The organism is Wolbachia endosymbiont of Drosophila ananassae, from assembly GCF_008033215.1.
GTDB classification, from domain to species: Bacteria; Pseudomonadota; Alphaproteobacteria; order Rickettsiales; family Anaplasmataceae; genus Wolbachia; species Wolbachia pipientis.
This window is the reverse complement of the sequence record NZ_CP042904.1, coordinates 1,037,088-1,062,700: the sequence shown is the minus strand read 5'-3', so window position 1 is coordinate 1,062,700 and position 25,613 is coordinate 1,037,088. Positions and strand designations below refer to the sequence as shown.

General features: G+C 35.4%; 24 protein-coding genes and 1 pseudogene. 23 read left to right on the top strand and 2 right to left on the bottom strand.

Translation table 11 applies throughout. The features are described from left to right. Window positions 1–17 precede the first annotated feature (17 nt). The 23 genes from EA652_RS05205 to EA652_RS05095 all read left to right on the top strand — a co-directional run bounded on the left by EA652_RS05205 (window position 18) and on the right by EA652_RS05095 (window position 17,649). Window positions 18–1,244: a DNA modification methylase gene (locus EA652_RS05205; protein ID WP_006280179.1), complete on the top strand. Its 1,227-nt coding sequence runs from the start codon at window positions 18–20 to the stop codon at window positions 1,242–1,244. A 13-nt stretch (window positions 1,245–1,257) separates the two neighbouring features. After that, the gene (locus EA652_RS05200; RefSeq protein ID WP_006280180.1) at window positions 1,258–1,737 is read left to right on the top strand and encodes a hypothetical protein; all 480 of its coding nucleotides are present in this window, start codon (window positions 1,258–1,260) and stop codon (window positions 1,735–1,737) included. A gap of 3 nt (window positions 1,738–1,740) precedes the next feature. Continuing rightward, on the top strand, window positions 1,741–3,222 hold the full coding sequence (locus EA652_RS05195; protein WP_010082188.1) for an ankyrin repeat domain-containing protein: 1,482 nt from the start codon (window positions 1,741–1,743) through the stop codon (window positions 3,220–3,222). Next, window positions 3,219–5,042: a phage terminase large subunit family protein gene (locus tag EA652_RS05190; protein ID WP_012673198.1), complete on the top strand. Its 1,824-nt coding sequence runs from the start codon at window positions 3,219–3,221 to the stop codon at window positions 5,040–5,042. The genes EA652_RS05195 and EA652_RS05190 overlap by 4 nt, the downstream gene beginning before the upstream one ends. Before the next feature lie 3 nt (window positions 5,043–5,045). Next, complete coding sequence (locus tag EA652_RS05185) at window positions 5,046–5,279, top strand: gpW family head-tail joining protein (protein WP_010962704.1); 234 nt, start codon at window positions 5,046–5,048, stop codon at window positions 5,277–5,279. A 40-nt stretch (window positions 5,280–5,319) separates the two neighbouring features. Then, a complete protein-coding gene (locus tag EA652_RS05180) occupies window positions 5,320–5,580 on the top strand; it encodes a hypothetical protein (RefSeq protein WP_012673197.1) in 261 nt (86 codons plus the stop codon). Further along, window positions 5,571–5,852, top strand: coding sequence for a type II toxin-antitoxin system RelE family toxin (locus tag EA652_RS05175; RefSeq protein WP_010962706.1), 282 nt, complete (start codon window positions 5,571–5,573; stop codon window positions 5,850–5,852). The genes EA652_RS05180 and EA652_RS05175 overlap by 10 nt, the downstream gene beginning before the upstream one ends. Before the next feature lie 102 nt (window positions 5,853–5,954). Beyond that, window positions 5,955–7,373: a phage portal protein gene (locus EA652_RS05170; protein ID WP_012673196.1), complete on the top strand. Its 1,419-nt coding sequence runs from the start codon at window positions 5,955–5,957 to the stop codon at window positions 7,371–7,373. After that, the gene (locus EA652_RS05165; protein ID WP_006280203.1) at window positions 7,370–8,431 is read left to right on the top strand and encodes a S49 family peptidase; all 1,062 of its coding nucleotides are present in this window, start codon (window positions 7,370–7,372) and stop codon (window positions 8,429–8,431) included. The genes EA652_RS05170 and EA652_RS05165 overlap by 4 nt, the downstream gene beginning before the upstream one ends. A gap of 74 nt (window positions 8,432–8,505) precedes the next feature. Next, window positions 8,506–8,877: a head decoration protein gene (locus EA652_RS05160; protein ID WP_010082142.1), complete on the top strand. Its 372-nt coding sequence runs from the start codon at window positions 8,506–8,508 to the stop codon at window positions 8,875–8,877. 37 nt (window positions 8,878–8,914) lie between these two features. Next, window positions 8,915–9,919, top strand: a complete 1,005-nt coding sequence (locus EA652_RS05155) for a major capsid protein (RefSeq protein WP_006280204.1) — start codon at window positions 8,915–8,917, stop codon at window positions 9,917–9,919. Window positions 9,920–10,016: 97 nt separating this feature from the next. Further along, the gene (locus tag EA652_RS05150) at window positions 10,017–10,322 is read left to right on the top strand and encodes a head-tail joining protein (RefSeq protein ID WP_007550857.1); all 306 of its coding nucleotides are present in this window, start codon (window positions 10,017–10,019) and stop codon (window positions 10,320–10,322) included. Between the two features lies 1 nt (window position 10,323). Beyond that, the gene (locus tag EA652_RS05145) at window positions 10,324–10,845 is read left to right on the top strand and encodes a phage tail protein (RefSeq protein ID WP_006280676.1); all 522 of its coding nucleotides are present in this window, start codon (window positions 10,324–10,326) and stop codon (window positions 10,843–10,845) included. Beyond that, window positions 10,842–11,318, top strand: coding sequence for a hypothetical protein (locus EA652_RS05140; protein ID WP_010962732.1), 477 nt, complete (start codon window positions 10,842–10,844; stop codon window positions 11,316–11,318). The genes EA652_RS05145 and EA652_RS05140 overlap by 4 nt, the downstream gene beginning before the upstream one ends. Further along, complete coding sequence (locus EA652_RS05135) at window positions 11,305–11,769, top strand: phage baseplate assembly protein V (RefSeq protein ID WP_012673195.1); 465 nt, start codon at window positions 11,305–11,307, stop codon at window positions 11,767–11,769. Before EA652_RS05140 ends, EA652_RS05135 begins: the two co-directional genes overlap by 14 nt. Before the next feature lie 7 nt (window positions 11,770–11,776). Next, complete coding sequence (locus EA652_RS05130; RefSeq protein ID WP_010082105.1) at window positions 11,777–12,031, top strand: PAAR domain-containing protein; 255 nt, start codon at window positions 11,777–11,779, stop codon at window positions 12,029–12,031. A gap of 2 nt (window positions 12,032–12,033) precedes the next feature. Further along, the gene (locus EA652_RS05125) at window positions 12,034–12,369 is read left to right on the top strand and encodes a GPW/gp25 family protein (protein WP_007552425.1); all 336 of its coding nucleotides are present in this window, start codon (window positions 12,034–12,036) and stop codon (window positions 12,367–12,369) included. A gap of 2 nt (window positions 12,370–12,371) precedes the next feature. Continuing rightward, window positions 12,372–13,163: a baseplate assembly protein gene (locus EA652_RS05120; RefSeq protein WP_012673194.1), complete on the top strand. Its 792-nt coding sequence runs from the start codon at window positions 12,372–12,374 to the stop codon at window positions 13,161–13,163. After that, entirely contained in the window at window positions 13,163–14,323 is a 1,161-nt protein-coding gene (locus EA652_RS05115) for a phage tail protein (RefSeq protein WP_044471240.1), read from the top strand. Before EA652_RS05120 ends, EA652_RS05115 begins: the two co-directional genes overlap by 1 nt. 167 nt (window positions 14,324–14,490) lie before the next feature. Then, on the top strand, window positions 14,491–15,225 hold the full coding sequence (locus tag EA652_RS05110; protein WP_006280237.1) for an ankyrin repeat domain-containing protein: 735 nt from the start codon (window positions 14,491–14,493) through the stop codon (window positions 15,223–15,225). A 25-nt stretch (window positions 15,226–15,250) separates the two neighbouring features. Beyond that, window positions 15,251–15,709, top strand: a complete 459-nt coding sequence (locus tag EA652_RS05105; protein WP_007549613.1) for an ankyrin repeat domain-containing protein — start codon at window positions 15,251–15,253, stop codon at window positions 15,707–15,709. A gap of 12 nt (window positions 15,710–15,721) precedes the next feature. After that, window positions 15,722–16,162 carry a DUF2924 domain-containing protein gene (locus EA652_RS05100; protein WP_044471239.1) on the top strand — a complete coding sequence of 147 codons (441 nt, stop codon included), beginning with the start codon at window positions 15,722–15,724 and terminating at the stop codon, window positions 16,160–16,162. Continuing rightward, on the top strand, window positions 16,156–17,649 hold the full coding sequence (locus tag EA652_RS05095; protein WP_012673193.1) for a recombinase family protein: 1,494 nt from the start codon (window positions 16,156–16,158) through the stop codon (window positions 17,647–17,649). Before EA652_RS05100 ends, EA652_RS05095 begins: the two co-directional genes overlap by 7 nt. Window positions 17,650–18,055: 406 nt before the next feature. Here the strand turns inward: EA652_RS05095 and EA652_RS05090 are convergent, their stop codons facing one another. Together EA652_RS05090 and cifB are read right to left on the bottom strand one after the other, a co-directional pair. Continuing rightward, complete coding sequence (locus tag EA652_RS05090) at window positions 18,056–20,956, bottom strand: ankyrin repeat domain-containing protein (RefSeq protein WP_121692673.1); 2,901 nt, start codon at window positions 20,954–20,956, stop codon at window positions 18,056–18,058. 1,119 nt (window positions 20,957–22,075) lie between these two features. Then, a pseudogene (gene cifB, locus EA652_RS05085) lies at window positions 22,076–25,576 on the bottom strand (cytoplasmic incompatibility factor CifB). Window positions 25,577–25,613 lie beyond the last annotated feature (37 nt).

Genomic DNA, 25,613 nt, shown 5'->3' with positions numbered 1-25,613 from the left:
TTAAGGATTTAAATTATATGAATTTAGCAATCCACTACTATCCTGTTGAAAACCTCGTCGAATATAAGCGTAATCCTCGTAAAAATGATGATGTAGTAAATAGAATGTGTGCTTCAATCAGGGAATTTGGCTTTCGTATACCAATAGTTGCAAAAAGCGATGGAACTGTGGTTGATGGTCATTTAAGACTTAAAGCAGCAAGAAAACTTGGTATGGAGAGTATTCCAGTGGTCTTAAGTGATAATTTAAATGAACCACAAACTAAAGCTTTTCGGTTACTGGCAAATCAATCAGCTAACTGGGCAAAGTGGGACGATGAGCTTTTGAAAGTGGAAATTCAAGAGTTAGAAGATTTGCAGTTTGATCTTAAAATGACTGGATTTGAATTGGAAAAAGTTCAACGTTTTCTCGATGATTTTGATGGAAAAGAAGAAGTAGAAAGAGGAGTTTTGGAGTTAATTGATAAAAAGGTAGAAATAGCAAAACCAGGGGATTTATGGATTTTAGGTGATCATAGAATCTATTGCGGTGATAGCTGCGTAGTTGAATCATTTAAAGCAGTATTAGATGATAAAATGGCAGATATTACTGTTTGTGATCCTCCATATAACGTTGATTATGGTAGTAGCCAGGAGAGAGAAGATAAAAAAATATTGAATGATAATCAAGGTGAAAAGTATGAGCTTTTTCTCTACGACATCTGTTCCAATATTTTAGCATATACGAAAGGAGCAATTTACATCTGCATATCATCATCAGAGTTTTCAACGCTGCAAAAAGCATTTGAGGAAGCAGGAGGAAAATGGTCAACATTTATCATTTGGGCAAAGAATCATTTTACGCTAGGCAGGTCTGATTATCAAAGACAATACGAAGCAATGCTCTATGGATGGAAAAGCGGCAATAAACGTGAGTGGCATGGAGGTAGAAATCAAAGTGATCTATGGTTTTATGATAAGCCAATACATAACTCACTGCACCCAACAATGAAGCCAGTAGAGCTAATGGAGAAAGCAATAGTTAATAGCAGCAGACCTGGGGATACTGTACTTGATCCATTTAGCGGTTCTGGCAGCACACTGATTGCATGTGAGAGAACAGGAAGAATTTGCAGAACAATAGAGCTAGATTCAAAATTTGTAGATGTAGCGATAAAACGTTGGCAAGTATACACAGGTAGGGAAGCAATTCTTTCTGGTACTGGCAAAACTTTTGCACAAATTCAAGAAGAAAAACAGCAATAAAGGGGCAAAAGAAGTGGAAAAGATCACACAAACGGAATGGGCAAGAGAGATAGGAGTTTCAAAGCAATATGTCTGTTATTTAGTAAAAAAAGGAATAATTGAGTTGGAGAATGGTTTGGTAAATAGAGAACAAGCAAATGAAGCAGTAGCGGCAATAAGAGATCCAAGTCAGCCACTTAGGAGGAAAAATCCAGAAAACGAAAATACAAGTAACCTTTCCACGATGTTGCTAAAAACTCGAATAAAAAATGAAATGGAACGAGGTAAACTTCTTGAGGCGAAAGCTAAGGCTGAGATTGGTGAACTTGTAGCAGTAGAGGAAGTAAAGCGCGATGCATTTAATGTAGCAAGAGTTGTACGTAATAATTTGCTTAATATTCCAAATAGAGTTTCAGCACTGCTTGCATCACTGAGTGACACTGAAAAGATTCATATGGCGCTAACCGAAGAGATTACAAACTCATTACAAGAATTATCTAATATTAAGTTTTAAATAATGTCTGCTAACTTAAGTTTAGAATTAATAAAGTGTCTTATTAATCAACCAGGAGTGGATGTAAATGTTAGAGGATTAAATGGGAAAACCCCACTACATTATGCAGTAGAAATTAACGAGCTTAGTATGGTTGCTCTCTTACTAAATAGGAAAAATATTAATCCACTGATCACTGATGATAATGGTAAAAGTGCGCTGGATTGTGCAAGAGAAGAGATATTACAAGCACTAATCAATCACAAATATGGATTGGAGAAAGATAGCTTACTTCACTTAGCTGCGATGTTGAATGAAGCAAATGCTGTAAGGTTTTTACTCGACAAAGGGACTAATGTTAATGAGCAGAATGCTTTACTACATACACCGTTACACTTAGCGGCAGGAGCTGGGCATGAACAAATAGTAGAAATTTTAATTAGAGAAGGAAATGCGGACAAAGATGTTCTTGATGCGAGAAATCATGCAGCAATTCATTATGCAGTAAACAACAAGAAGCTAGGAGTAGTAAAATTACTTTCAAATCTTGGTGCGAATGTTAATGTAGTTGGCAGCGGCAGAAATGCAATGAAATTATCTTCTTTGCACGTAGCTATAAGTAGTAGTAATTACGACGAAAGGGACTTATGTTTAGATATTGTAAGATGCTTAATAAATGTTCCTAATGCTGGGGTTAACTTACAAGATTATGAAAATAAAACGCCACTACATTATGCTGAAAGGCTGAAAACAATAGAAGTTTTACTAACGCGAGAAGATATAGATCCTTTAATTAAGGATGATAATGGCAAGACACCATTTTGTTATGCAAAAGAAGCAAATAGATTAGATATAGTAAAGATTTTAGCAAGTAATAGATACGGAGCTGATAAAAACAGTTTGCTTCATTTAGCTGCCAGAAAAGGATATGAAGACCTAATAGACGGTATTCTTGGTGAAGGAGTTGAAATAGATGCTGTAGATGAGAGTGGAAAAACGGGAATTTATGTTGCTGTAAAGCATGGTCACTTTAACGTAGTAAAGTTGTTGCTAAAGAGAGGAGCAGATGCCACGGATGTTTTTCAGTATGCAATAATAACGAACAACGCAAAATTAATAAAATTACTGAGCAAAGAGAAGGAAATAGTGTTATTTGGAAGACAGAAGAACTTTCCAACATTTCATTTATTGAGCAATAAATATTTTGAAGAAAGGAAAATAGCAGACAAAAAAATAAAGAAATATATCAATATCGTCTGTGTTTCTATAACAGTATGTGCAATAGTGATAGTGGGAATTTACCCTAACATTATAGCTGCGGTAATGGTGGGAATAGTTGCGCTCATAGCTGCAATAGCAATGAGTAATTTAACTCAGAAGTACATAGAAGAAGCACTTGAAAAGAAAATGTTTATTGAACTCGAAAGTGAGAAAACAAGTGAGTGCAGTTCTATTTTAAGTGATGTTGAGGTATCATCTAATGATGGTGAAGAGCTAGCGATATGATATATGCTACATCTTTTTCTGAAGGTTTAAAGCCAGATCCACTACTTAAAGTGTCAGAGTGGGCGAATGAGTATCGAGTTTTAGCGCCAACTGCAGCATCAGAGCCAGGTAAATGGAGAACAGAAAGAACTCCTTATTTAAAAGAAATCATGGATTCACTTTCTCCGTCCTCACCAGCAGAAAAAGTAGTATTCATGAAAGGAGCGCAGATTGGAGGAACAGAAGCTGGTAACAATTGGATAGGCTATATTATAGATCAGACTCCTGGTCCAATGTTAGTTGTGCAGCCAACAGTTGAAATGGGAAAGCGTTGGTCAAAAGGAAGATTTGCGCCGTTAATAGAGAGTACGCCATGTTTAAAGAGTAAAGTAAAAGACCCAAGGTCAAGAGACTCAGGCAATACTGTACAAAGTAAGGAATTTCCAGGTGGAATAGTAGTAATAACCGGAGCAAATAGCAGTGTAGCACTGAGATCTATGCCAGTAAAATATCTCTTTCTTGATGAAATAGACGCCTATCCAGGAGATTCAGGTGGTGAAGGAGATCCAGTGCTGCTCAGTATTGCTCGAACTAATACATTTGCACGGCGAAAGATTTTTTTAGTATCAACACCAACGATTCATGGAATAAGCAGAATTGAGAAAGAATTTGAAGCAACAGATAAGCAGTACTTTTTTGTACCATGTCCGTATTGTAATTACTATCAAGTTCTAAAATGGTCACAAATTAAATGGGAAAACAACGACTCAAGAACAGCACATTATGTCTGCACTGAATGTAGCGGCAAAATAGAAAATCATCAAAAGACAGAGATGCTTGAGCGTGGAGAATGGAGACCTACTAATAGAGTAAAAGGTGAGAAAAAAGGATTTCATCTTTCAAGTCTTTATAGTCCAGTAGGCTGGTATAGCTGGACTCAAGCAGTAGAAGATTTTCTTCATGCAAAAGAAAGTGAACAATTACTAAAAGTATGGATAAATACTACGCTTGGAGAAACCTGGGTAGACAAAGGAGAAGTACCAGATTGGAAGCAATTATTTAACAGGAGAGAATTTTTTCCCGTAGGCACAGTACCTAGGAGAGAAGTGGTGCTTACTGCAGGAGTAGATGTCCAAAAAGATCGTTTAGAAGTAGAAGTTGTAGCATGGGGAAAAAGCCGCGAAAGTTGGTCAATAGAATACCGAGTATTTGAAGGTGATACTGGAAGAGGAGAAGTATGGGGAAAACTCTCTGAGCTCTTAAATCATCATTTTATCGGTGAAAATGGTCTTGAATACATGATAAGTATGATGGCGGTTGATGCTGGGTATGCGACACAAGAAGTATACAATTGGGTAAGAGGTCATCAAGGCTCTGGAAGAGTAATGGCAGTGAAAGGTGTAAATAAAGCTCTAGTACCACTTAGCAGCCCAAGTAGAGTAGATATAACAGTTGGTGGTCAAAAGCTAAAAAGAGGAATAAAGCTCTGGCCAGTGGGAGTATCGATTTTAAAGTCAGAACTTTTTCAATTACTTAATGTTTTAAAGGACGGTGAAGAAGCTCCAGCAGGATACTGTCATTTTCCCGAGTATGCACCTGAATATTTTAAGCAGCTAACGGCAGAGCAATTAGTCAGCAAAGTAGTAAAAGGTTATACCAAACAAGAGTGGCAAAAGGTAAGAGAAAGAAATGAAGTATTAGACTGTAGGATTTATGCAAGAGCAGCATCTATTGCGCTTGGAATCGATCGTTGGCCAGAGAGTAAATGGAATAGTTTAAGTGAAAAACCAGAAAGTAAAAAATCAAAGAAAATAGTGAAAAGCAAATGGATCAGCGAGTAGTAAATGTATAACGAAGATTATCTAATTCAAGTCGAAGAAGCGATAAAGAAACTACAAAACGGAGAGCGAGTAGTATCAATTGCATATGGTGACCATGTTGTAAGATATGCTGAAGTAGATATAAATGATTTACTAAGCTTAAGACAACGTATTAAGGCTGAATTGAAAATTGCAGGTATGAAGCCAAAGAGAAAAATTGTTTTTTCAACAAATAAAGGGGTTGACAAAATTATGTAAAAATGTTATAGTTTAGAGTTGATATCTTACAGTGAATAATATGGATCAAAGTCAAGGAAGGCTTAATGTTAATGTAAATTTTGAGGGGGAATTTGCTCAGTATCTTACAGAAATGGCAAAAGTTCAAAATAGAACTATTGAAGAAATTGTAAAAGATCTAGTAGAAGAAGAACTTGAGGTAAGTAAACTATCTGAAGGTGACGAAATGGATGAAGGAGAAATAGCTCTACTTGAACTTGCTGCTAAACGTAATGTTCCTGGAGCAAAAATAATTAGACATGAAGATATCAAGTGGGAATAATTTACCAAATTGGTTATTTAGAAGGTGTAGATACCGAAGATCTTCCTTCTCTTCCGAAAACAATACGGTTAAGGGTGCAAAAAGCTATAGAAAAACGTCTCACAATTATTCCTGATAAAGTAGGTGAGGCTTTATCGCATAAATGGGTAGGCTACTTTAGGTTGCGTGTTGGCGATTATCGAGTCATATACTTAATAGATAACTCAGAGCACATGGTCAAAATTGCAGCAATAGGACATCGAAAAGAAATTTATAAACGTAGTCCAGAGTAATGACTCTCTACATACAATCTGTTGACCAAATTCTCTAGCAACTTGCTATAATTTTTCAATGTCAAATTGTGCAACAACTTGTTGCATAATCAAAGAGGCAAAATGTTATTAAAATCATTCAAACAACTATTTAACAAACCAAAGATAAAAAGCTCAGCCTGGGATGCTGCAGGCTCAGGAAGAAGATTTTTTCACTTTCAACCAGAGTTAGGAAGTATAAACAATTTGCTGTCTCAAAACCTTGAAACTTTACGTAGTAGATCACGTGATATGGTGAGAAAAAATCCATATGCAGCAAATATTATTGATACAATAGTAAGTAACTCTATTGGAACAGGAATAAAACCGCAATCAAAAGCAAGGGATGGGGAATTTCGAAAGAGGGTGCAAGAATTATGGCTAAGATGGACAGATGAAGCAGACAGTAACGGAGTAAGTGATTTTTATGGATTACAAGCTCTAGTATGCAGAAGTATGATAGAGGGAGGAGAATGTTTTGTACGTTTAAGAACGAGAAAGCTGGAAGATAGATTTTCTGTGCCATTACAACTGCAAGTACTTGAGTCTGAACATTTAGATAATAAAACAAATCAAACTTTAGGAAATGGTAATGTAATAAGAAACGGGATTGAGTTTAACAAGCTTGGGCAAAGAGAAGCATATTACCTATTTAAAGAACACCCTGGTGAAGGCTCATTTGGTGAATCAGTGAGAGTGCCAGCAAATGATGTTTTACATATTTATAGACCATTAAGACCTGGGCAAATTAGAGGAGAGCCATGGCTTTCGAGTATACTGCTAAAGCTCTATGAACTTGATCAATATGATGATGCAGAATTAGTGAGAAAAAAGACAGCAGCGATGTTTGCAGGGTTTATTACAAGGCTCGATCCTGAAGCAAATATTTTAGGAGAAGGTGAAAGTAATGAGCAAGGAGTAGCACTATCAGGTTTAGAGCCAGGAACAATGCAGCTTTTAGACCCAGGAGAAGACATAAAATTTTCAGAGCCATCTGATGTAGGAGGAAGTTATGAAGCATTCATGAGACAGCAGCTGAGGGCAATAGCAATAGGCACAGGGATAACATATGAGCAACTAACAGGAGATTTAACGGGCGTTAATTATTCATCCATTCGAGCAGGATTAATAGAGTTTCGTCGTAGATGTGCTATGCTGCAACACAACATTATGGTATTTCAATTTTGCAGACCAGTATGGAGTAGATGGCTAGAATTAGCAGTACTCTGTGGAGAACTGAGTATAGATAAAAAAGTAGCAAAAGCAGCGAAAGAAGAAGTAAAATGGATACCACAGGGATTTGATTGGGTGGATCCTTTAAAAGACCAGCAAGCACAACAAATGGCAGTAAGAAATGGATTTAAGAGTCGATCAGAAGTGGTTTCAGAGCTAGGTTATGATGTAGAAGAAATAGACCAAGAAATTGCAGAAGATCAAAGACGTGCTAGTTCCTTGGGTTTAAGTTTTGATTCCGACGTTACTACTAATCAAGAGATAATATGAAAAACCAAGCGATATGGCTAAACAGATGTGTAATGGTAGAACCAAGGAGTTTTGAATTACTGTCACTACAAACAGGAAAGCAGCCTATCTTTAAAAATATAAAACATGCGGTAAGAAATAGTGAAAGAGGAATAATACCAATACATGGAATCTTGACGAAAAAGTCAGAAGTTTTTGATGATGTATTGGGGATGACATCGTATGAGAAGATAAGTGAAGAGATAGAAGAAGCTTTAATAGATAAAGAAGTAGAAACAATAATTTTGGACATAGACAGCCCCGGAGGAGAAGTAAACGGTTTATTCGACCTTTCCGACTTTATTTACCAAGCAAGGAGAAAAAAGAGGATTGTGGCAATAGCAAATGATGATGCGTATTCTGCGGCGTATGCAATTGCATCAAGTGCTGAAAAAGTATTGGTAACTAGAACTTCAGGAGTTGGAAGCATAGGAGTAATAGCAAGTCATATAGATCAAAGTGGGTTTGATGAAAAACAGGGAATAAAATATACGACAGTATTTGCAGGAAGTAGAAAAAATGATTTAAATCCACATGAGCCAATAACTTCTGAGAGTTTAGAAAGCCTAAAAAGCGAAGTGAATCGTTTATATGGAATGCTGGTTGAGCTAATAGCACGCAATAGAAACCTTTCTGTAGAGGCAATAAAATCAACAGAAGCAGGGCTATATTTTGGCGAGAAAGCAGTAGAAATAGGTCTTGCAGATGGAATTACAATTCTTTCAGAGTTTAAATCTATTAATAAAAAAGGGGATATTACTATGAATGAAAAAACTACAAATGACCTAGAAACTGACAATTTAACTAAGTATCGTACTGAAGTTCTTGAATTAATACGTTTATGTAACTTATCACGAATGCCAGAAAAGATAGGAGAATTTATTGAGCAAAGCGTAAGTGTTGAGCAAGCCAGGGAAGTTTTAATGGAGTTACTTGCAGAGCGAACGAAGAAGACAGAAATACTAAGTGCAATACCACAGAATTCAGGAGAAGAGTTGATGATGCAGGTAGCGAAAAGTCGTGCGCAATCAAACATTTAAAGTATGTGTATAACCGCCGTGTATAACAACCACAAATATGGCGGTAAAAAAATAAAAAAAGGAGAGAAAAAGACATGATAAGTATAACTGAAGGAAATAATTTAGGCGATCTTCTGAAATATGAAGTGTCCAACCTATATTCAAGAGATCAAATAACAGTAGCCAAGGGACAAAATCTAAAGCTGGGAAAAGTAGTTGGTTATGATACTAAAGATGGTTTTATTAAAGCTTTAAATCCAACTGCCACAGATGGGACACAAACGGCTATAGGAGTGATAGCAAGCGATGTAAACGCAAAGGAAAATAGTAAAGGAGTAATTATTGCTCGTGGTGCAATACTAGCAGATCATGCAGTTGTATGGCCAGCAAATATCATTGAAGAGCAGAAAACTGCAGCAATAAAGCACCTTGAAGGACGAGGGATCATTATCCGCAAGGGAGCTTAAAAAAACTATTAAAAATACAAAAGGGGGAAAAGAAAAAATGCAAAATCCATTTACAAATACAGCATTTAGCATGACGGCACTAACAAATGCGATAAATATATTGCCGATAAATTATGGACGAGTTGAAAATTTAAATTTGTTTCCAAGTAGGTCAGTAAGATTTAGACATATTACTATAGAGGAGCAAAATGGAGTATTAAGTTTACTACCAACGCAGTTACCAGGAGCACCAGCAACAGTAGGAAAACGTGGAAAACGAAAAATAAGAACTTTTACCATTCCACATATACCACATGATGACGTAGTGTTGCCTGAGGAAGTACAGGGAATAAGGGCATTTGGGTCAGAAAGTGAACTGAAAGCATTGGCAGATGTAATAACTGATCATTTGCAGCTAATGAGAAATAAACACGCAATAACGTTAGAACATTTGAGAATGGGAGCGCTGAAGGGAATCATTCTTGATGCTGATGGGTCGGAGTTATTAAACCTTTACAACGAATTTGAAATTACACCAAAAGTAGTAAATTTTGCATTGGGGACTGCGACAACCGATGTAAAGCGTAAGTGTCTGGAAGTATTGCGCCATGTTGAGGACAATTTAAGTGGTGAATATATGACGGGGATTCATGCACTGGTAAGTCCAGAGTTTTTTGATGCACTAATTTCGCATAGTAAAGTGAAAGAGGCATATGAAAGATGGCAAGAAGGAGCAGCGCTGAGGAATGACATGAGATCAGGATTTACGTTCTGTGGAATAACATTTGAAGAGTATAGAGGGCAAGCAACCGACCCTGAAGGAACCGTAAGAAGATTTATAGAAAGAGAAAGTGGAAACTGTTTTCCACTAGGAACAGCGAGCACATTTACAACGTATTTTGCACCAGCAGACTTTAATGAGACAGTAAATACTCTTGGACAGCCACTTTACGCGAAACAAGAGCCAAGAAGATTTGATAGAGGGACCGATTTACATACTCAGTCAAATTCTCTGCCAATGTGCCATAGACCGGGAGTATTAGTAAAAGTCGTTGTAACATAACAACACAGGTAGAGCAACTATAAAGTGGTGAGGCAGAAGAATGCTTTACCTGTGTGCCCCTTCTTAGCATGTAAAGGTTAGTATATAGCAGAAAAATATGCAAGAAAATATTAAGAGATTATTGCAAGATTGTTTTGCCCATTTAGGAAAAGTAGCTTTGTATGAATCAAAGGATAAGTCATATATGGTACAAGTACTAAAGCAACAGCCAGATAAATTATACGAGATTGGTGAAGGACAATTTGTAGGAGAAATTTTATTGTTGGAAGTAAGTGTGTTTGATGTATTAAAGCCAATGGTAGGAGATACTTTTTCCATAGGTAGTTGTAGATACAGAGTACACACACCACCACTTAGAGATAATTCAGGAATGGTATGGAAAATTCAAGCATCGGGGGTGTAAAATGTCTATTAATATAGAAGTTACCGATAATATTAATAAGGTAATTGAAAATGTAAATGCTGAAAGGAAAAAAGTGGAAAAAGCAGCGGTGAGGGCATTGAACAAAACAGCACTATGGTTAAAAACGCAAGCAGCTAAGGAAATTAGTGAGGAAAAGAAGATAAAATTAACGGTAATGAGAAAAAGGCTAAGAATTTTTAAGGCTAAGACAAGTAGGTTAGATGTATTAATGAGAGCAAATTTATATGATATTAGGGTATCAGCAATTGGCAAGATGAGACAAACAAGAAAAGGAGCGAAAGTAGGAAAACATAAGTTTATAGGAGGATTTATGGCAACAATGCCAAGAGGAAATAGTGGTGTTTTTAGGCGTGAAGGAAGAACAGCTTTGCCAATACAAGAGGTAAAATTAGGACTGGAACCAGAAGCATCAAAAATAATAAAGGAGCTAGTTAATTATGAAACAGAAGGGATATTTGAGAAATATTTTGAGCGTGAATTAAACTATATTGTAAAAGTATGATTTTAATTGAGTTGCACAAAGCAATTTGCAGAATGTTGAAGAAAGAAATACCAGCGATACAGACATGTGAAATATATCCAATGATAAGAAGGGAAATAGTAGCACCAGCGGTATTTGTGGAATTGTCAAGTTTAGAGCAAGGAAAAGATTCAGGAACAGAAGAATTAGCCCTGAAAGCAAGATTTGAGGCACGAATTGTGATTGATAGCACAATAGAGAATGCAGCTATTATTGTCAGAGAATTAGCTGCTGAGGTTGCGAGAGTAGTAAATAAAAATACTTGGAACGTAAAAAATGTTTCGCCAGGTGAATTTATATCAGCAGAAATTGACGGATTTAGGCCAGAATTAGACGCGTATTTAGTGTGGATGGTAGACTGGGTGCATGAAGTACACTTGGGTCGATCTATTTGGGAAGAGGGAAAATTTATGCCACACAAAATAGAAATCGGTGAAATAAATGTTGGAAAGTAATTTTGCTATTTCAGAGTTGCAAAGAAAGTTAGCTAACATTGTACGTATTGGGCTTGTGAAAGAAGTAGATTATGAAAAAGCGAGAGTAAAAGTGCAAATAGGGGAATTTTTAACAGATTGGTTGCCATGGATAACAAGTAAAGCAGGAAAAGATAGAAATTGGTCTCCTCCAGATATCGATGAACAGGTTATTATACTTTCTGCGCTAGGAGAACTATCATTAGGGGTGGTATTAGCAGGAATATATCAGGAAAAATACCCTGCACCAGAGAATAAAAAAGAAATAAATAGTGTAAAAATTCAAGATGGGACAAGATTGTTATATGATAAAGAGAAGCATCATTTAGAGATTGAAGTAGTGGACAAAATAACATTGAAAGCTGGGGAATCAAGTATAGAGATGACAAGGAGCGAAATAAAACTGAAAGCAGATAGAATAGAACTTAATTAATTGGAAAATGAATAAATCAGTTGTGCGAGTAGGAGATTATTGTGGAGAAGCAACACCACATTTTTGCATTAGCGGCAGTAATAATGTTTTTGTAAATGATTTCCCAGTCTGTAGGAAAGGAGACAATTTTAACGAAGGAAAAGTAATGATTCAAGGATCAAAAACAGTGTTTGCAAATGGTCATGGTGTAGGAAGAGTAGGGGATTCAGTATCTTGTGGGTTAAAAGTAATAAAAGGCAGTAAAAGCGTCTTTGCAAAATAGAAATGAAGGGTATGGATGGTAAAACAGGAAAAGCGTTAGAAGGAATAGAGCACTTAAAGCAATCAATAATTGATATACTTACGACTCCTATAGGATCACGAATTATGATGAGGAATTACGGGTCTAGGCTATTTGAATTATTGGATAAGCCAGTTAATCGTGATTTAACACTAGAAATTTACGCAGCAACTGCAGAAGCTTTGGAAAAATGGGAAAAAAGGTTTAAATTAGAAAAAGTAAAAATGACAGAAGTAAAAGAGGGAAAAGTAACGCTTGACCTGGAAGGGTTGTACGTACCAATGGGGAAAAAGATTCGCTTCGATGAGGTTGTAGTATAAAGATGCAGCAGACTAACATTATTGAGCCACTGAACTTCGAAGAAATCTTTTCACGTATGAAAGAAGAATTAATAAGTCGAGATGAAAGTTTTACGGCATTAGTAGAAAGTGACTCAGCGATGAAGGTATTAGAAGTAGCAGCCTGGAGAGAGCTTTTGCTGAGACAAAGGATAAACGAAGCAGTAAAGAGTAATTTACTTAAGTTTGCGACAGGAGAAGATCTTGATAATTTAGCTGAATTTTATGGAGTGGAGAGGCAGAAAGAAGAAGATGACGAACGTTTTAGAAAAATAATTAAAGCAAAGATAATAGGCTGGAGCACGGGAGGAAGTAAAGAACACTATCGATATCATGCACTGTCAGCAGATAGTAGAGTAAAGGATGCATTAGTAGAATCACCTATACCAGGGAAAGTACAAGTTTCAATCTTATCCACAGAATTATCCACACTGCAAGAAGAATTACTAGAAATTGTCAAAAATCAGCTAAACAGGGAGGATGTGAGGATTTTAACAGATACAGTTGAAGTGGTAAGTTGCAATATGATAGAAATAGATATCCACAGTAAAATTAGCATTAAAAGACCAGATATTATTGAAACGGTGAAGAAGAAATTTATCGAAAAATTTGGAACAACGAAAAGATTAGGATGGAAGGTAACAAGATCATGGATAATAGCCAATTTGTTTATGGAAGGAGTAGAAAACGTGGAATTAATAGAGCCAAGAGAAGACATAGTTGTGAAAGGAAATGAGTGCGCTTTCTTAAAAAGTTTAAATGTTGAGTTAAATTAATGCTATTACCGCCAAACGCAACAAAAAAGGAAAAAGCGCTGGTTGATGCAATAGATTACAAAGTAGATCCTGGTTGTATCAGAGGGTTTAAATTTAGCCAAGGGGAAAAAGTGTTGCCATGGATAATAGAGGAATATGGGCTAGGAGAAATCCTACATTGGGTAAAAGACAAAAGAAAGGCGATAAAAAAAGGGATAAAATTTCAGCGTTTAAGAGGAACACCTGCTTCACTGAAAATAGCACTAAAATGGGCAAATATAGAAGATATTACAATTATCGAAGAACCATCTGGCAAGCACTTCTTTGAACTGCAGATAGGGATAAAAGATGTTCCGAATGACTTCTTCGTTGATGCAGTAGTAGAACTAGCAAAACTATCATTGCCTGCAAGATCGAGGCTAATGAGGATTTTTAACGATTATTACAACATTAGCAGGTTCATATTGGATGAGAGTTTTTTCGGAAGTTTATTATCGGATTATTCCGGGGTAAAAATAGAAAAAGATGGGCCAGTTTTATCATTTGGAAGAGTAAATTTTTTCAGGTCTCATGGTCCGGTTATTAGGATTGTAGAAAACTATCTACGCGATCATTATGAACGAGCTTTAAGCAATGACATATATCGCTTGGATGTAGCAATACTTGGAGAAACCGAGCCTCATACTAAGAACTACAACGGTATTTATGAACGAAATCATGTGTGGTATAACTTCAAAGCGCTATATCCGCTACCACAGAGCTTATTACCTAAGATTAAGTTTGCTAAAGCGCAGATAGTATTATCAGATAGCTGGAACTTAGGAGAAATAAACGCGTGTTTTCCGGTTACGAGTGGAGAAGAGAAAGGAAGTAAATTTTTACTAGGAAGTGATAAACTATCTGAACAACTGTGGAATTTAAAACACAAGCCAATTTTAGAAAGGTTTAGCGTTACTCACCACTACAAAGTAGAAGATTTTACCAACCAAAAAGTTATAATATTTGGTGTGGCAGAGCACAATATTCATTTTGAAAGGGATTTAAATTCAGAGCAAAAGGATTCAATACATGAACCGGAAAATTACGTTTTAGTGTTTTACCCAGGCGTACTAACGTGGCACGAACATCGTCATTTGAACAGAGGTTGGGAAGAGAAACAAGTAATATGTTTAATGCATTAAGCATATATATTTATATCTTCATATACTATATTAGTATTTAGTTAAAAAGGTGTACTACGCGAAAAAAGACTTGCCTTTTTATGCCAAAACGCACATAACTTGAATAGCAGCAGGTAAATATAAGAAATTTGTCTGGCGCTAGAAAAGATAATTTTGTGAGGTATGAAATGGGGTTCAGCGAAGAAAAGAAAGAATCTTTTAACAAGTTTTTTAAAGAAGTATCAAGGAATGGATTTAAAAATATTAATAAAAGGGATGAAAAAGGAGAAACAGTATTGCACCATGCAGTAGAAAATTCCGATCACAAAACAGTGAGGTTATTAATAGAAAAAGGAGCGGAGATCAATGCAAGAGATAAAAATGGTTATACGCCACTGCACTGTGCAGTATTCGCAAAAAGTTTAGAAAATGTAAAAGTACTGCTAAGGTCAGGAGCGGAAATAAATGCCACTCAATATGTCAGTGGATGTACGCCACTGCACTCTGCATGTAAAATAGGAGGAGCAGGAGTTGAAATAATAAAAGAGCTAGTAAAAGCAGGATCTGAAGTTAATCAACTGAATAAGTATGGTTCAACACCAATGTATTACATATGGGAAAGTGAAAAGTATTGTCTATGTGATAGGGAAGAGAGTGAAAAGGCAAGTAAATTTTTGAGAGCAAAAGGTGGAGTAACAAAAAGTAGAAAACTGACGTGCTATGGAATAGAGGGGCTAGTGGGAGAAATAGCAGACAAGTTGGATAGGAGCTATATGCCAGAGCTAAAAATAATGGAGATCGAAGAAATAAGGAAGAGAGACAAATCATTAATAAAGAAAGAATGTCAAAATTTAGCAACCAAGATAATGTGCCAAGTAAACGAAATGATAGATGAGGTGGTGAGAATTAAAAAAGGGACTTAAATTTAAAGAAAAGGTGAGGTAGGTTATGAGTAAAAAAGAAAAAGAGGATGCACTAAAAGAATTATTAGAGAACTCAGGTAAAAATATTAAGGGGACAAAAAAGGAACTGCATTATGCAGTAGACGGAAAAACAGTGAGCTTATTAGTTGAAAAAGGAGCGAATGTGAATGCAGCGGATGTAGAAGGATATACAGCACTGCACCTAGCGATAACGGAGAAACGTCTAGAAACAGTTAGAGAATTGATAAAATCAGGAGGGAATGTAAATGCTGAAGAGTATGGCAGTAAATGCACACCGCTGCACCTTGCATGTATGGTGGGGAAAGTGGAAATAGTGGAGGAGCTAGTAAAAGCAGGGGCTGAAATAGAACAAGCAGATAAATTTGGGATGACAGCGATGGATTATGCGAAAAATAGTAAAGAGGTAACTGAAGTATTGAAGAAAGAAACAGACAGAATAGAAAAGTTATTTGAGAAATTATGAGAGGCTGAAAATATGGAAAGAAAGGAAGAAATAGAAAAGAAAGTAATGAATTTAGAGAAAAAAGCGTTGGAAGAGGTGAGGAAAATATGGAAAAAGGTATATGGAGAAGGAGCGCCTAGATACTCAAAGAAATACCTGATACCAAGATTAGCTTATAGAATGCAGGAAAAAGCGTACGGAGAAATATCAAGAAAAGGGGCAAAAAGACTAGAATACCTGGCAGATCGACTAGAGAAGGGAAAAAGGATAAGTAGCGATAAACTGCCAGTAGAGGGAACAGAGCTAATATTAGAAAGAGGGGAAGAGACGCATGCGGTAATGGTAACAGATAAGGGTTTAATCTATAAAGAAGAGTTTTATACGTCATTATCAGCAGTAGCCGGCAAAATAATGGGAATGAGTTATAATGGACCGCTCCTATTTGGAATGAGAGATAAGGAGAAAGAATGCTGAAAGAGGTAAGATGCGCGATATATACGAGAAAATCAAATGAAGACGGGCTAGAACAAAAGTTTAATAGTTTAGATGCACAGCGAGTAGTATGTGAGAAGTATATAAAAAGCCGAGAAGGGTGGGTAGCATTGGCAAAAAAGTACGATGATGGAGGGTTCTCAGGGAGTAATTTGAATAGACCAGCGATAAAGGAATTGTTTGAAGATGTAAAGGTAGGAGAAGTCGACTGTGTAGTAGTATATACGCTAGATAGGTTATCAAGAGAAACAAAGGACTGCATAGAAGTAACATCATTTTTTAGAAGGCACCGGATAAGTTTTGTAGCAGTAACACAAATATTCGACAATAATACGCCAATGGGAAAATTTGTACAAACAGTGCTATCAGGGGCGGCACAACTAGAAAGAGAAATGATAGTAGAGAGAGTAAAAAATAAAATAGCAACATCGAAAGAACAAGGGTTATGGATGGGTGGAACTTTACCGCTTGGGTATGATGTAAAAGATAAAGAATTAATAATAAATGAAAAAGAAGCAAAGACAGTGAAGCATATATTTGAAAGGTATGTAGAGCTGAAGTCAATGGCAGAGTTGGCAAGGGAGTTGAACAGAGAAGGATATCGAACAAAAGCAAAATCAGATATTTTTAAAAAAGCAACAGTGAGAAGAATAATAACAAATCCAATATACATGGGAAAGATAAGACATTATGACAAACAGTATGAGGGAAAGCATGAGGCGATAATAGAAGAAGAAAAATGGCAAAAAGCGCAGGAATTGATAAGGAATCAACCATATAAAAAAGCAAAATATGAGGAAGCTTTGCTTAGGGGAATAATTAAGTGCAAGAGCTGTGATGTAAATATGACGCTGACGTATGCAAAAAAGGAAAATAAAAGGTATCGATACTACGTATGCAATAATCATTTAAGGGGAAAAAATTGTGAATCAGTGAATCGAACAATAGTAGCTGGAGAAGTGGAAAAAGAAGTAATGAGGAAGACAGAGCAGCTATATGAAAATTGGAAAGAAAAGACCGAAGAAGAGTGGAAAAATTTAAGTTTTGGAAAGCAGAAAGAAGTAGTGAAAAAGTTAATAAAAGGAGTAATGGTAAAAGGAGATGGAATAGAAGTGAGTTCAGAGGATAAGATAGAATTTATACCAATAAAGAAGAAAGGAAACAAATGTGTAGTAATGGAACCTGAAGGAAAAACGAACAATGCGTTACTGAAAGCAGTGGTAAGAGCCCATCTGTGGAAACGGCAACTAGAAGAGGGAAAATATGGAAGTATAAAAGAGCTGAGTGCCAAAATTAATATAGGTGCAAGACGTATACAGCAGATTTTAAGGTTGAATTATTTAGCACCAAAGATAAAAGAAGACATAGTAAATGGGAGGCAGCCAAGGGGTTTGAAGTTAGTTGATTTAAAAGAAATACCGATGCTGTGGAGTGAGCAAAGGGAGAAATTCTATGGTCTTGATTTATAAAAGCAACAGAAAAGGGCCACACAAAAAGATGTTGAAATTGATATAGAAAAGTAAGTCAATGTTACAGAATCAATTATGCGAAAATATCAATATAAATAATGAAGATTTTAGCATATCAGATGCAATAGTGATAAAAAATGTATCCAACTTTAACTGCATATTTTAATAGTAGATTTGGAGGAAAATTCTGTAAACATCAAAAAAAGCAATACTCTAAACTTCAGCACACAACTCCACGAAGTAGTACATGTCGAGCAATCTATAGCCTCTTTGAATCTGAAAGTGTACTTGAAAATTCATAAGCACTAAGTAAGTTTTTTAAGTAAAATAATTTCTTTTTTAACTTAATAAATAAACTTTCCCCTTCATTGTTGTGTCACAAGTCATATACAAAGCTATGGTCTACTTACAAGCAGTGCCTTATGTTGGCTTTTTCTATTTTTAACTCATCCATACTACAGCTTGGCAAGCTTGAATAGCATAAGGAATCTTTTTGTTCTTGCGTTTGTTTTGCCAAGGCCTTATTTCTATAAAGTAGGGGTTGAAAATGATCATGGCCTCCATTTACCATATGTAAGGCACTATTGTGACTATAATCTATCTTACCTGCTTTTGATCCTGAGCTATCTATTAACTGATGCAAGAACGGATCTTGTTGCTTATCAATAGTGTGCAATGGGTTACTTTCTGCAACATGCAATTTCACACCATACTTATCACAAAGTACTCTGCCCTCGATATCGGAACGTCCCCAAAATTCATTCTTTCCAATGCTATTGATATATTGGTTACACGTAATTCCACGATTTACGAGCTCACTTTCAACCTCATCAAAGTCATTGCCAATTTTACTTATAAACCACTCTGGAGGATTGTCTTGCGCAAATCTCTTACACTCATTCCTTAACTGCTCTACAGTAACTTTGATTCCCTTCTGTTGTTCTAGACTTTGCCTGAATGAATCAAAAAAACAGCTTCCATTATTGATTGTGTGCCCTAAATAGAAGTCATCAGGTATGTTTGATTTTTGCTCTTTATCACCTTGTTTTTCTACCTTTTCAATAATTTCTTCCTCTAAACCAAAAATCTTACTCCAGTTGTATTTACCTTCTAACCCCAATTTTTTACTTTCCTTTTCTGCTGCTTTAGCTAAGTCTGTTTTAGAAATATCCCCTTTTTCTTCATAGAACCTAGATAAAGTTTTAAAGATGTCTATCAGGTAAGTTTTTATGTCAAAATTCTTCTCCTTTTGTACAATATTAGACTCAATATTGCGTAAATCTTGTAATAACTTATGCCTTCTAGCAATTTCCTCCATAGAATCCCTTCTTAACTCTTCACGTTCTGTCCATTTGTTGTTAGACTCGCTTATTACTTCAGGACGCATTAATTTTCTAGACCTTTCAAAATATCCCTGTTCAATAGCATTGTAGACCGAGTAGCCACCGAGCGCGCAATCATTGCCTAACTCTTCTTCGCGACCTTTGAATTTTTCTAATATTTCTTCTCTATTACTCACTTCTACTATAATCTTGCTTTTATCCTGTATGTCAGGATACAGTCTAAGGTCTATATTTCCCAAACTAGTATAGAAAGTTAATACTATATCGCTGCCTTCTGTAAGATCTGTGTAATACCTTATGCCGTTTTCGGTTATAATTTCCATCTTACTTTTGCCAATTTTTATTATATCCCTTCTATATGATTCCTGAATTAGTTCCAGATTTCTTGTTCTATTTGTGATTCTTGCAACATCTATTATACTATCCTCTGAGTATTCTAAGTAAAATACATTATTATCGATTTTTCCATCATATAGTTGACCGCTGGTAGCAGCCTTTGCAATTCTAAAAAATTCCTCAGCATTACTAACATACTCTAAATGAGCACTGATCATATTAGCCTTATGAGCTTTGAACTTTAATTCTATTGTATCAATGACTTTTAAACTTTCTGACCTTTTTAACTTTGCTCCTCTTGATATTAATGTACATACTATATCACTGGCAATTCCATAGCTTCCTTCTATCTGAGCAATTTTTTCTAGTACGTGATCTGCAAAGTAATAATCTTTGTCTTTAGCAAAATTTAATCTCATTCCAGAAGCTATAATCTCATTTACAACTTCTTGTAATTCAATCATGCTTTTAGCTTTTACTACCTTACTTAAAAACTCATTGCGTTTAGCAAGGTAATTTATTTGATAAATCTCTGATAAAAAACTATCGCATTTTTCATAATTGTCTTGTTTTTTACCTATAAAATCAGCTGCTCCTGCTTTTAAGAGCAAGGCTTTTACATTAGGAAATTGACGAGATGGCGAATCAAGAAGTACTGAACTATCATCCTTAACATTTAAAACTATCTTTAAGTCGTTGTCATTTTCATATTGATTTAAAAACTTTCTTAGATTTTCAACCTCTGGATCATAAGCATTATCCCAATCTTCATCAGAACTTGTAGCGAGAAGCATTTTACCTAGTTGCTCTCTTAATTTTTTTTGACTATTAGTTAATAAACATCCTATAATGTTGTCATTATCAATTGCAACTTGCAGTGGAGTTTTTCCATCGTTATTTTTTATGCTTAAATCAGCTCCTTTGCTTATGAGCAAATCCATAGTTTTTCTGCTTTGATCACTACACTTAGCAGCATAATAGTGTAAAGGTGTGTTACCTTTTTCATCTTGTATATTTGGATCAGCTTTTGCATCTAAGAGATACCCAAGATCTTCATATCCACTAGAATAAATAGCAGTATCATGCAAAAGTGTTTTACCTTTATTATCCTGCATATTTAGATCAGCACCAGCTTTGAGAAGAGAAGGAATAATTTCGTCGTATTCGAGAAACACGTTCAATATTGTTGTTCCTAGATGCCCTCTTTTTAAATTAAGAACGTACTTCAGGTCTTTATTTTTCTCGTTACTTTCTAAAAACTGCTTAAGATTTGAAAATGAGTCATAATTTCCCATATTAAAATCTTTTATAATACTATTGAGTAATTTTTGATTTAACTTTTTTTGACTCTCTTCCAGTCCTAAGTTAGGTGCATGAATAAGCCACTCATCTATTAAATCCTCTAAGTATTTTTTATCATCTATCAAACTTCTATCAGCCGAAAATAAATCTCGCTTAATGAATTCATAATAACTATCTACTGGTAATCCAGTTGCTTCTGTTTTTGGGCTACCTATTTCTGAAAACTCTTGTCCAGCACTTAGGTCACACTTCAGTTTTTGCTCATCAGTGTGTTTGCTTTGTTCACTGATAGGTTCTGCAATATATTTTACTGACCCTGTATCCATATTACCTCCTAGCTCTAGATATAGAATATATTATATAGAATGTGTAGTATGTGTCAAGTTAATTTCAACATAATTTTTTTACTACTCATATTTTTGTTAAGTTTTTATGGTGAGTACTGCTAGGTTAAAAGTTGTTTATTACTGGAAGTTTTAGCCAATTTTACTATAGATCAACAAAATTGAGAACACCAGCTATATTTAATATATAGGAATATGATGCTTTAAAGGAGTACAAAAACTGCTGAAGCTTATACAGTAACCTGCGGAGCCACTTCAGCAGAATAAACAAACATATGCTAGTATTAGTAGAGAATTATTTATAAGTCAACTAACTTTTTAAAAAAATATTTTAGTGAAGATACCATGCTAGCTAGTGTTATAAGGAATTGAATTATTGACTCTTCCTAAGATTGCAAAAAAGGTCGTATATTTGTGAGAACAAGCCGCGTAAAAATAAGGTTATAAAAATAGAAGATTTAAATTATTTCAATAAGCTTAGGCAAAAAAGTTCGTATGTAGATATGGATGAAATGGGCTAATATAGCTAGTTTTAGCGTATAGTTAAATTGTTATATTAAAAAGTTCGTATGGTACATATGGTAGACCATCCCATCCCAAAGAAAAATGTTCTCACGGGTAGCGTTTTTTGTTGCTGGAAATGGTTGGATTATTTAAGTTATTAGCAATATATAATACTAAATTAATAGTAATTCATTTGAGAACAAAAAGAAAAATTTATGATAATTTTACATTTCAAATGGATATTGTTCTTTTTATAAAAAATATTCCTACACTATGTAAGGTCAAGTTCTAATCACATCAATTTTTCTTCCAAATTAAATCTTATCTTTTACAGTGGATCTTACGTTTAAATTATTTTATATCCAAAATTAAGGAAGTTATTCTAAACGGTACACAACTTCAGCATCTAAAGCTAGCTGATTTTAAGAAAATATCGCTCTCATGAATGTGCTTTACGGACAAAAGCTTTATTAATATCTTCTATATTATTGTTAATAAACAACCCCCCAAAAAAAATATGCAGAAATAAATTAAAAGACCCATTACAACCAACGCGTAAATATGGAGTAAAGAAATACTTCATTCACCTATTAACCTCTACCTACTGCCTCTACCATTGCTATGATCATAAACTCTATTCACTCCATCAATTTCATCCAATACAGATTGCGGACCAAAATCAATTGATATCACTCTTTCTCCGCCTAATTGCAATGCTCCCCCACCTCCACGCTGTGGATATTGGAGTTCTAAAAATTGTAATAGTAATGGATCAATTTCATGTTGAATTCCTGGACGACCTTGAATCAATCTACCCCTAGGAGAAGATAGAGAATCATTTTGGAATAATTGTGAAATATTTCTTCTCCGATTTCTAAAGTATTGTTCATTTCTTTGAGGTTGTCTAGTGTCATTTCCAATTCCTGCACTAAGAAGACCACGTATATAACCTATAATACCTTCACCTTTCTCTCCAAAGTTACTATTTCCCTGTAAAGCTTGATCAATAGCTTGGTTAATATCCCTAGCATTTTCGTATGCCCATATGCCACAATTATGGCCATCTGTTTGCTGATGAACGGAAACATCATGGACATTATCATCGCTAATATCACATTCTCTTAAAGCTCCTCGAATATTATTGTCAATACGACTATCTGGACCAAGTGAATCAGCATAATACCCATAATAATTTCCATTTTGGTGGACAATAACTAATGTAACCCAATGACGATTACCTACATTAATAATAGCAGTTAATCTATCTTTTTCACCCGAATCTACTTTTTGTTTAAAGTTATCTATGTTACTACTTAATAAGTCCCTACCTGTTGGATCATTTTGATTTCCATCGACTCCTACTGAAGTTATTGCAAAATCATGACGATCATTAGTTGGATTAGATCGATCATCATGGAAAGTATATTGTCGTGCAGCGAAAAACATGTCATGAGTTTGTAGCCAATAACGGAAATTTTGATTTTCTGTTGCAAAGTCTAGTGCAAGTAGATTATGCACATCTTCTATTTCACGAGCGTTGTTTCTACGAAGGATAGTGTTTATTTGTTGTAATATTCCTTGTGCTGTAGAAGTACCACCTCCCCTTATTCTTGACCTTAATGTTTCTATTGCCTGTGCTCTAGTACCTTGCAAGTAACTAAATGGAACGTGCAGATTATCATCTATATCAAGCAAAAAAATCGAGTTCTGTCCTGGTCTTTTTTCCATGTAAAAGCGCCTGAAATTTTCACGAGTTTGATCTGACAATAGATTTTCTGGTGGATTTTCATCAATAACACTTTCAGGTCCCACTAATACTTCTGGTCTTGAGTCATGACCACGACGATCAAGTCTATGTACATACACTGCTTGTTGTGGAAGAGATATAAAGTCTTCTGCTCTCTGTGCACCTCTATTAAATACAGCATAAGACAAAACCACCTCATTTCCAGAAGTAATAGGCAAATATCCCCTTTGTTTGCTCATCAATTCTGTTATTTTGTACCTTGCCTCGTCTTGCTCCTGTTCTACTTCTTCTGCATTATCAGCAAATCCTAATACATATCCAATTGGGTGAGTATCTGCTGTAGGTTGTCTTAATAATAGAAGACCTAGTCTCTGTTCTGTAACTCTTGTAAGTATTACCCTTTCTCCTTCTTCTTCCTGCCACCTTTTTAAACTATATGTTTGACCAACTTTATACATAGCAAGCACTTTATAAGGATTATCACTAGCATAAAATGTACCATGTAGTATAGAGCGAAACTTATCTTTGCTATTTACATCTATTATCATATTGCCATGCGTATCTTCTGGCATTAATACTGCAGAAATGTTTCTAAATAATTCTTGATGCTGAAATCTATCTTGCCAGCCATCATTCATAACTTGATTTAAAGCATTATGCACATTTCCAGCATTAGGCACTTGCACAAGATTACCACCAAGAAAATTATTTGCATTATTATTTTGGTAATTGTGATATAAACCAAGGTTATCTGTATGAATATTAAGGCCAAGTTGATTATTAAGTGTGCATGAAACTTCCCGTACATGAACATTATTTCCGTCAACATTAAGATCTTGTAAATTGATGGCTCCTTGTTGTACAGCGTTGTTATCTCTAATATGAAGTATAACTATATCAGAACCTTGAGTATGGAAGACCATGGTTAAAGCATGATTCTCATCACCATATCTAAATATATACTTTCTTACACGTTGTTGAACTGCGTTTACTAATCTGAACTCTTCTAAAATACTATTCCCAAAAGCAAAACCAGTTATGCAATCAAATATTCTGTTATAATTCTCTGCATTTCTTGGTATTTCGTTAGGAAGATGTTGAAGCAAGAAATCTCTAATATTTTCTCTAATTCCTTCATCCTCCAAACACTCAAATAATCTTTGTACCAAAGGAAATCTATTCTCTAAAAACTCTACTGTATCAATACTAAAAGGATCTATATTCAGATTAAAATTTAATCCAATACAAACAGCATTTCTTGATTCAGTGTGAATAGATATAAATGAAGAAGCATGTAATCTTTTAGCATCAGCTCTAGCGCGGTTTAATGCAATATCAGACGATGTCCTCCATCTAGTAACATTAATAACGATAGGAATGTTTTCTCTCTCTGCCTGATGACATATAAGAAAAGCAACATATGAATTTCCAGGAGACAAGTCAAGGTCAATATCTATTGTGTAGAGATGAATAAAATTTGCCAACAAACCTAAGAAAAATCCGTGACTCTCAAACTTTTGACTGCGATTTTGAATGTCATTTTGTAGGCTGCCTAGGTAACTACGATAGATTCGAGTTATGTATGGCAAAATTCCTTCATTTATTCCACGTTCTATATTTATTCTTTGGTTACTTGCTAGCACTTCCATAAAACTGAAAATCCCTTGCTGACCCGGTGCAACTTGCACAAAATTGACCAAATGACCAAGCTGTACTCTCTGATCTTGATTGAGTCATATACTTCCTATTTCCTTAACTGTCAACAAACTGCGTGGCGCAGGCGCATTAATCCCATTAAGCCTATTGCGTTCTATATGCCTAAGAAGGCTAATCTCAGACGCTGAATATTTAGCAAATCTATCTCTACCTTGAGAATCTTTTTCACGAATCACCTCGAATACTGTTGCAATCGCCTCTCCCTGACTCTTGCCCTTTCCATGCATGCATACTTTGTATTGCTCAAAATTTAGGTCTTCTTCCCTTAAATTTGGATTTTGCCCTCTAATCTCTCGCACTAGAGCATTTCTTTCCCTTGTACTGAACCTTAACCCATCACTATTAAGACGATCAGAAATACTGTAGCATCTGACAACTTGCTGTCCGTCACGATAAACAGCGACTTTTAGGTTCCCTGTATTTCTATTTCTACCACCTGTATCAATACCATGATTATCAAAACGAAAATACACTCTCTCATTTGCTTTTAAGATATTAGCATCATGAGCAGTAGCAAACATACTGAAAAAGAATACAGGAAGGAAACGTCCTGTACTTACATGATACAAGAAAAATGGACATTGATCTAAAAAGGATTCAAACTCTTGTCTAAAACCATCAAGATCTCCATCCACTAAACTTCTTATTAAAGACACAAAGCACCTCTCTATT

Bases quoted from the DNA above. Each gene is read 5' to 3' on its own strand.
- EA652_RS05090 (WP_121692673.1), bottom strand. From the start codon at position 20,956: ATGGATACAGGGTCAGTAAAATATATTGCAGAACCTATCAGTGAACAA.
- EA652_RS05190 (WP_012673198.1), top strand. From the start codon at position 3,219: ATGATATATGCTACATCTTTTTCTGAAGGTTTAAAGCCAGATCCACTA.
- EA652_RS05115 (WP_044471240.1), top strand. From the start codon at position 13,163: ATGCTATTACCGCCAAACGCAACAAAAAAGGAAAAAGCGCTGGTTGAT.
- EA652_RS05120 (WP_012673194.1), top strand. From the start codon at position 12,372: ATGCAGCAGACTAACATTATTGAGCCACTGAACTTCGAAGAAATCTTT.
- EA652_RS05185 (WP_010962704.1), top strand. From the start codon at position 5,046: ATGTATAACGAAGATTATCTAATTCAAGTCGAAGAAGCGATAAAGAAA.
- EA652_RS05125 (WP_007552425.1), top strand. From the start codon at position 12,034: ATGAAGGGTATGGATGGTAAAACAGGAAAAGCGTTAGAAGGAATAGAG.
- EA652_RS05195 (WP_010082188.1), top strand. From the start codon at position 1,741: ATGTCTGCTAACTTAAGTTTAGAATTAATAAAGTGTCTTATTAATCAA.
- EA652_RS05145 (WP_006280676.1), top strand. From the start codon at position 10,324: ATGTCTATTAATATAGAAGTTACCGATAATATTAATAAGGTAATTGAA.
- EA652_RS05100 (WP_044471239.1), top strand. From the start codon at position 15,722: ATGGAAAGAAAGGAAGAAATAGAAAAGAAAGTAATGAATTTAGAGAAA.
- EA652_RS05110 (WP_006280237.1), top strand. From the start codon at position 14,491: ATGGGGTTCAGCGAAGAAAAGAAAGAATCTTTTAACAAGTTTTTTAAA.
- EA652_RS05130 (WP_010082105.1), top strand. From the start codon at position 11,777: ATGAATAAATCAGTTGTGCGAGTAGGAGATTATTGTGGAGAAGCAACA.
- EA652_RS05170 (WP_012673196.1), top strand. From the start codon at position 5,955: ATGTTATTAAAATCATTCAAACAACTATTTAACAAACCAAAGATAAAA.
- EA652_RS05140 (WP_010962732.1), top strand. From the start codon at position 10,842: ATGATTTTAATTGAGTTGCACAAAGCAATTTGCAGAATGTTGAAGAAA.
- EA652_RS05135 (WP_012673195.1), top strand. From the start codon at position 11,305: ATGTTGGAAAGTAATTTTGCTATTTCAGAGTTGCAAAGAAAGTTAGCT.
- EA652_RS05160 (WP_010082142.1), top strand. From the start codon at position 8,506: ATGATAAGTATAACTGAAGGAAATAATTTAGGCGATCTTCTGAAATAT.
- EA652_RS05155 (WP_006280204.1), top strand. From the start codon at position 8,915: ATGCAAAATCCATTTACAAATACAGCATTTAGCATGACGGCACTAACA.
- EA652_RS05095 (WP_012673193.1), top strand. From the start codon at position 16,156: ATGCTGAAAGAGGTAAGATGCGCGATATATACGAGAAAATCAAATGAA.
- EA652_RS05105 (WP_007549613.1), top strand. From the start codon at position 15,251: ATGAGTAAAAAAGAAAAAGAGGATGCACTAAAAGAATTATTAGAGAAC.
- EA652_RS05180 (WP_012673197.1), top strand. From the start codon at position 5,320: ATGGATCAAAGTCAAGGAAGGCTTAATGTTAATGTAAATTTTGAGGGG.
- EA652_RS05150 (WP_007550857.1), top strand. From the start codon at position 10,017: ATGCAAGAAAATATTAAGAGATTATTGCAAGATTGTTTTGCCCATTTA.
- EA652_RS05205 (WP_006280179.1), top strand. From the start codon at position 18: ATGAATTTAGCAATCCACTACTATCCTGTTGAAAACCTCGTCGAATAT.
- EA652_RS05165 (WP_006280203.1), top strand. From the start codon at position 7,370: ATGAAAAACCAAGCGATATGGCTAAACAGATGTGTAATGGTAGAACCA.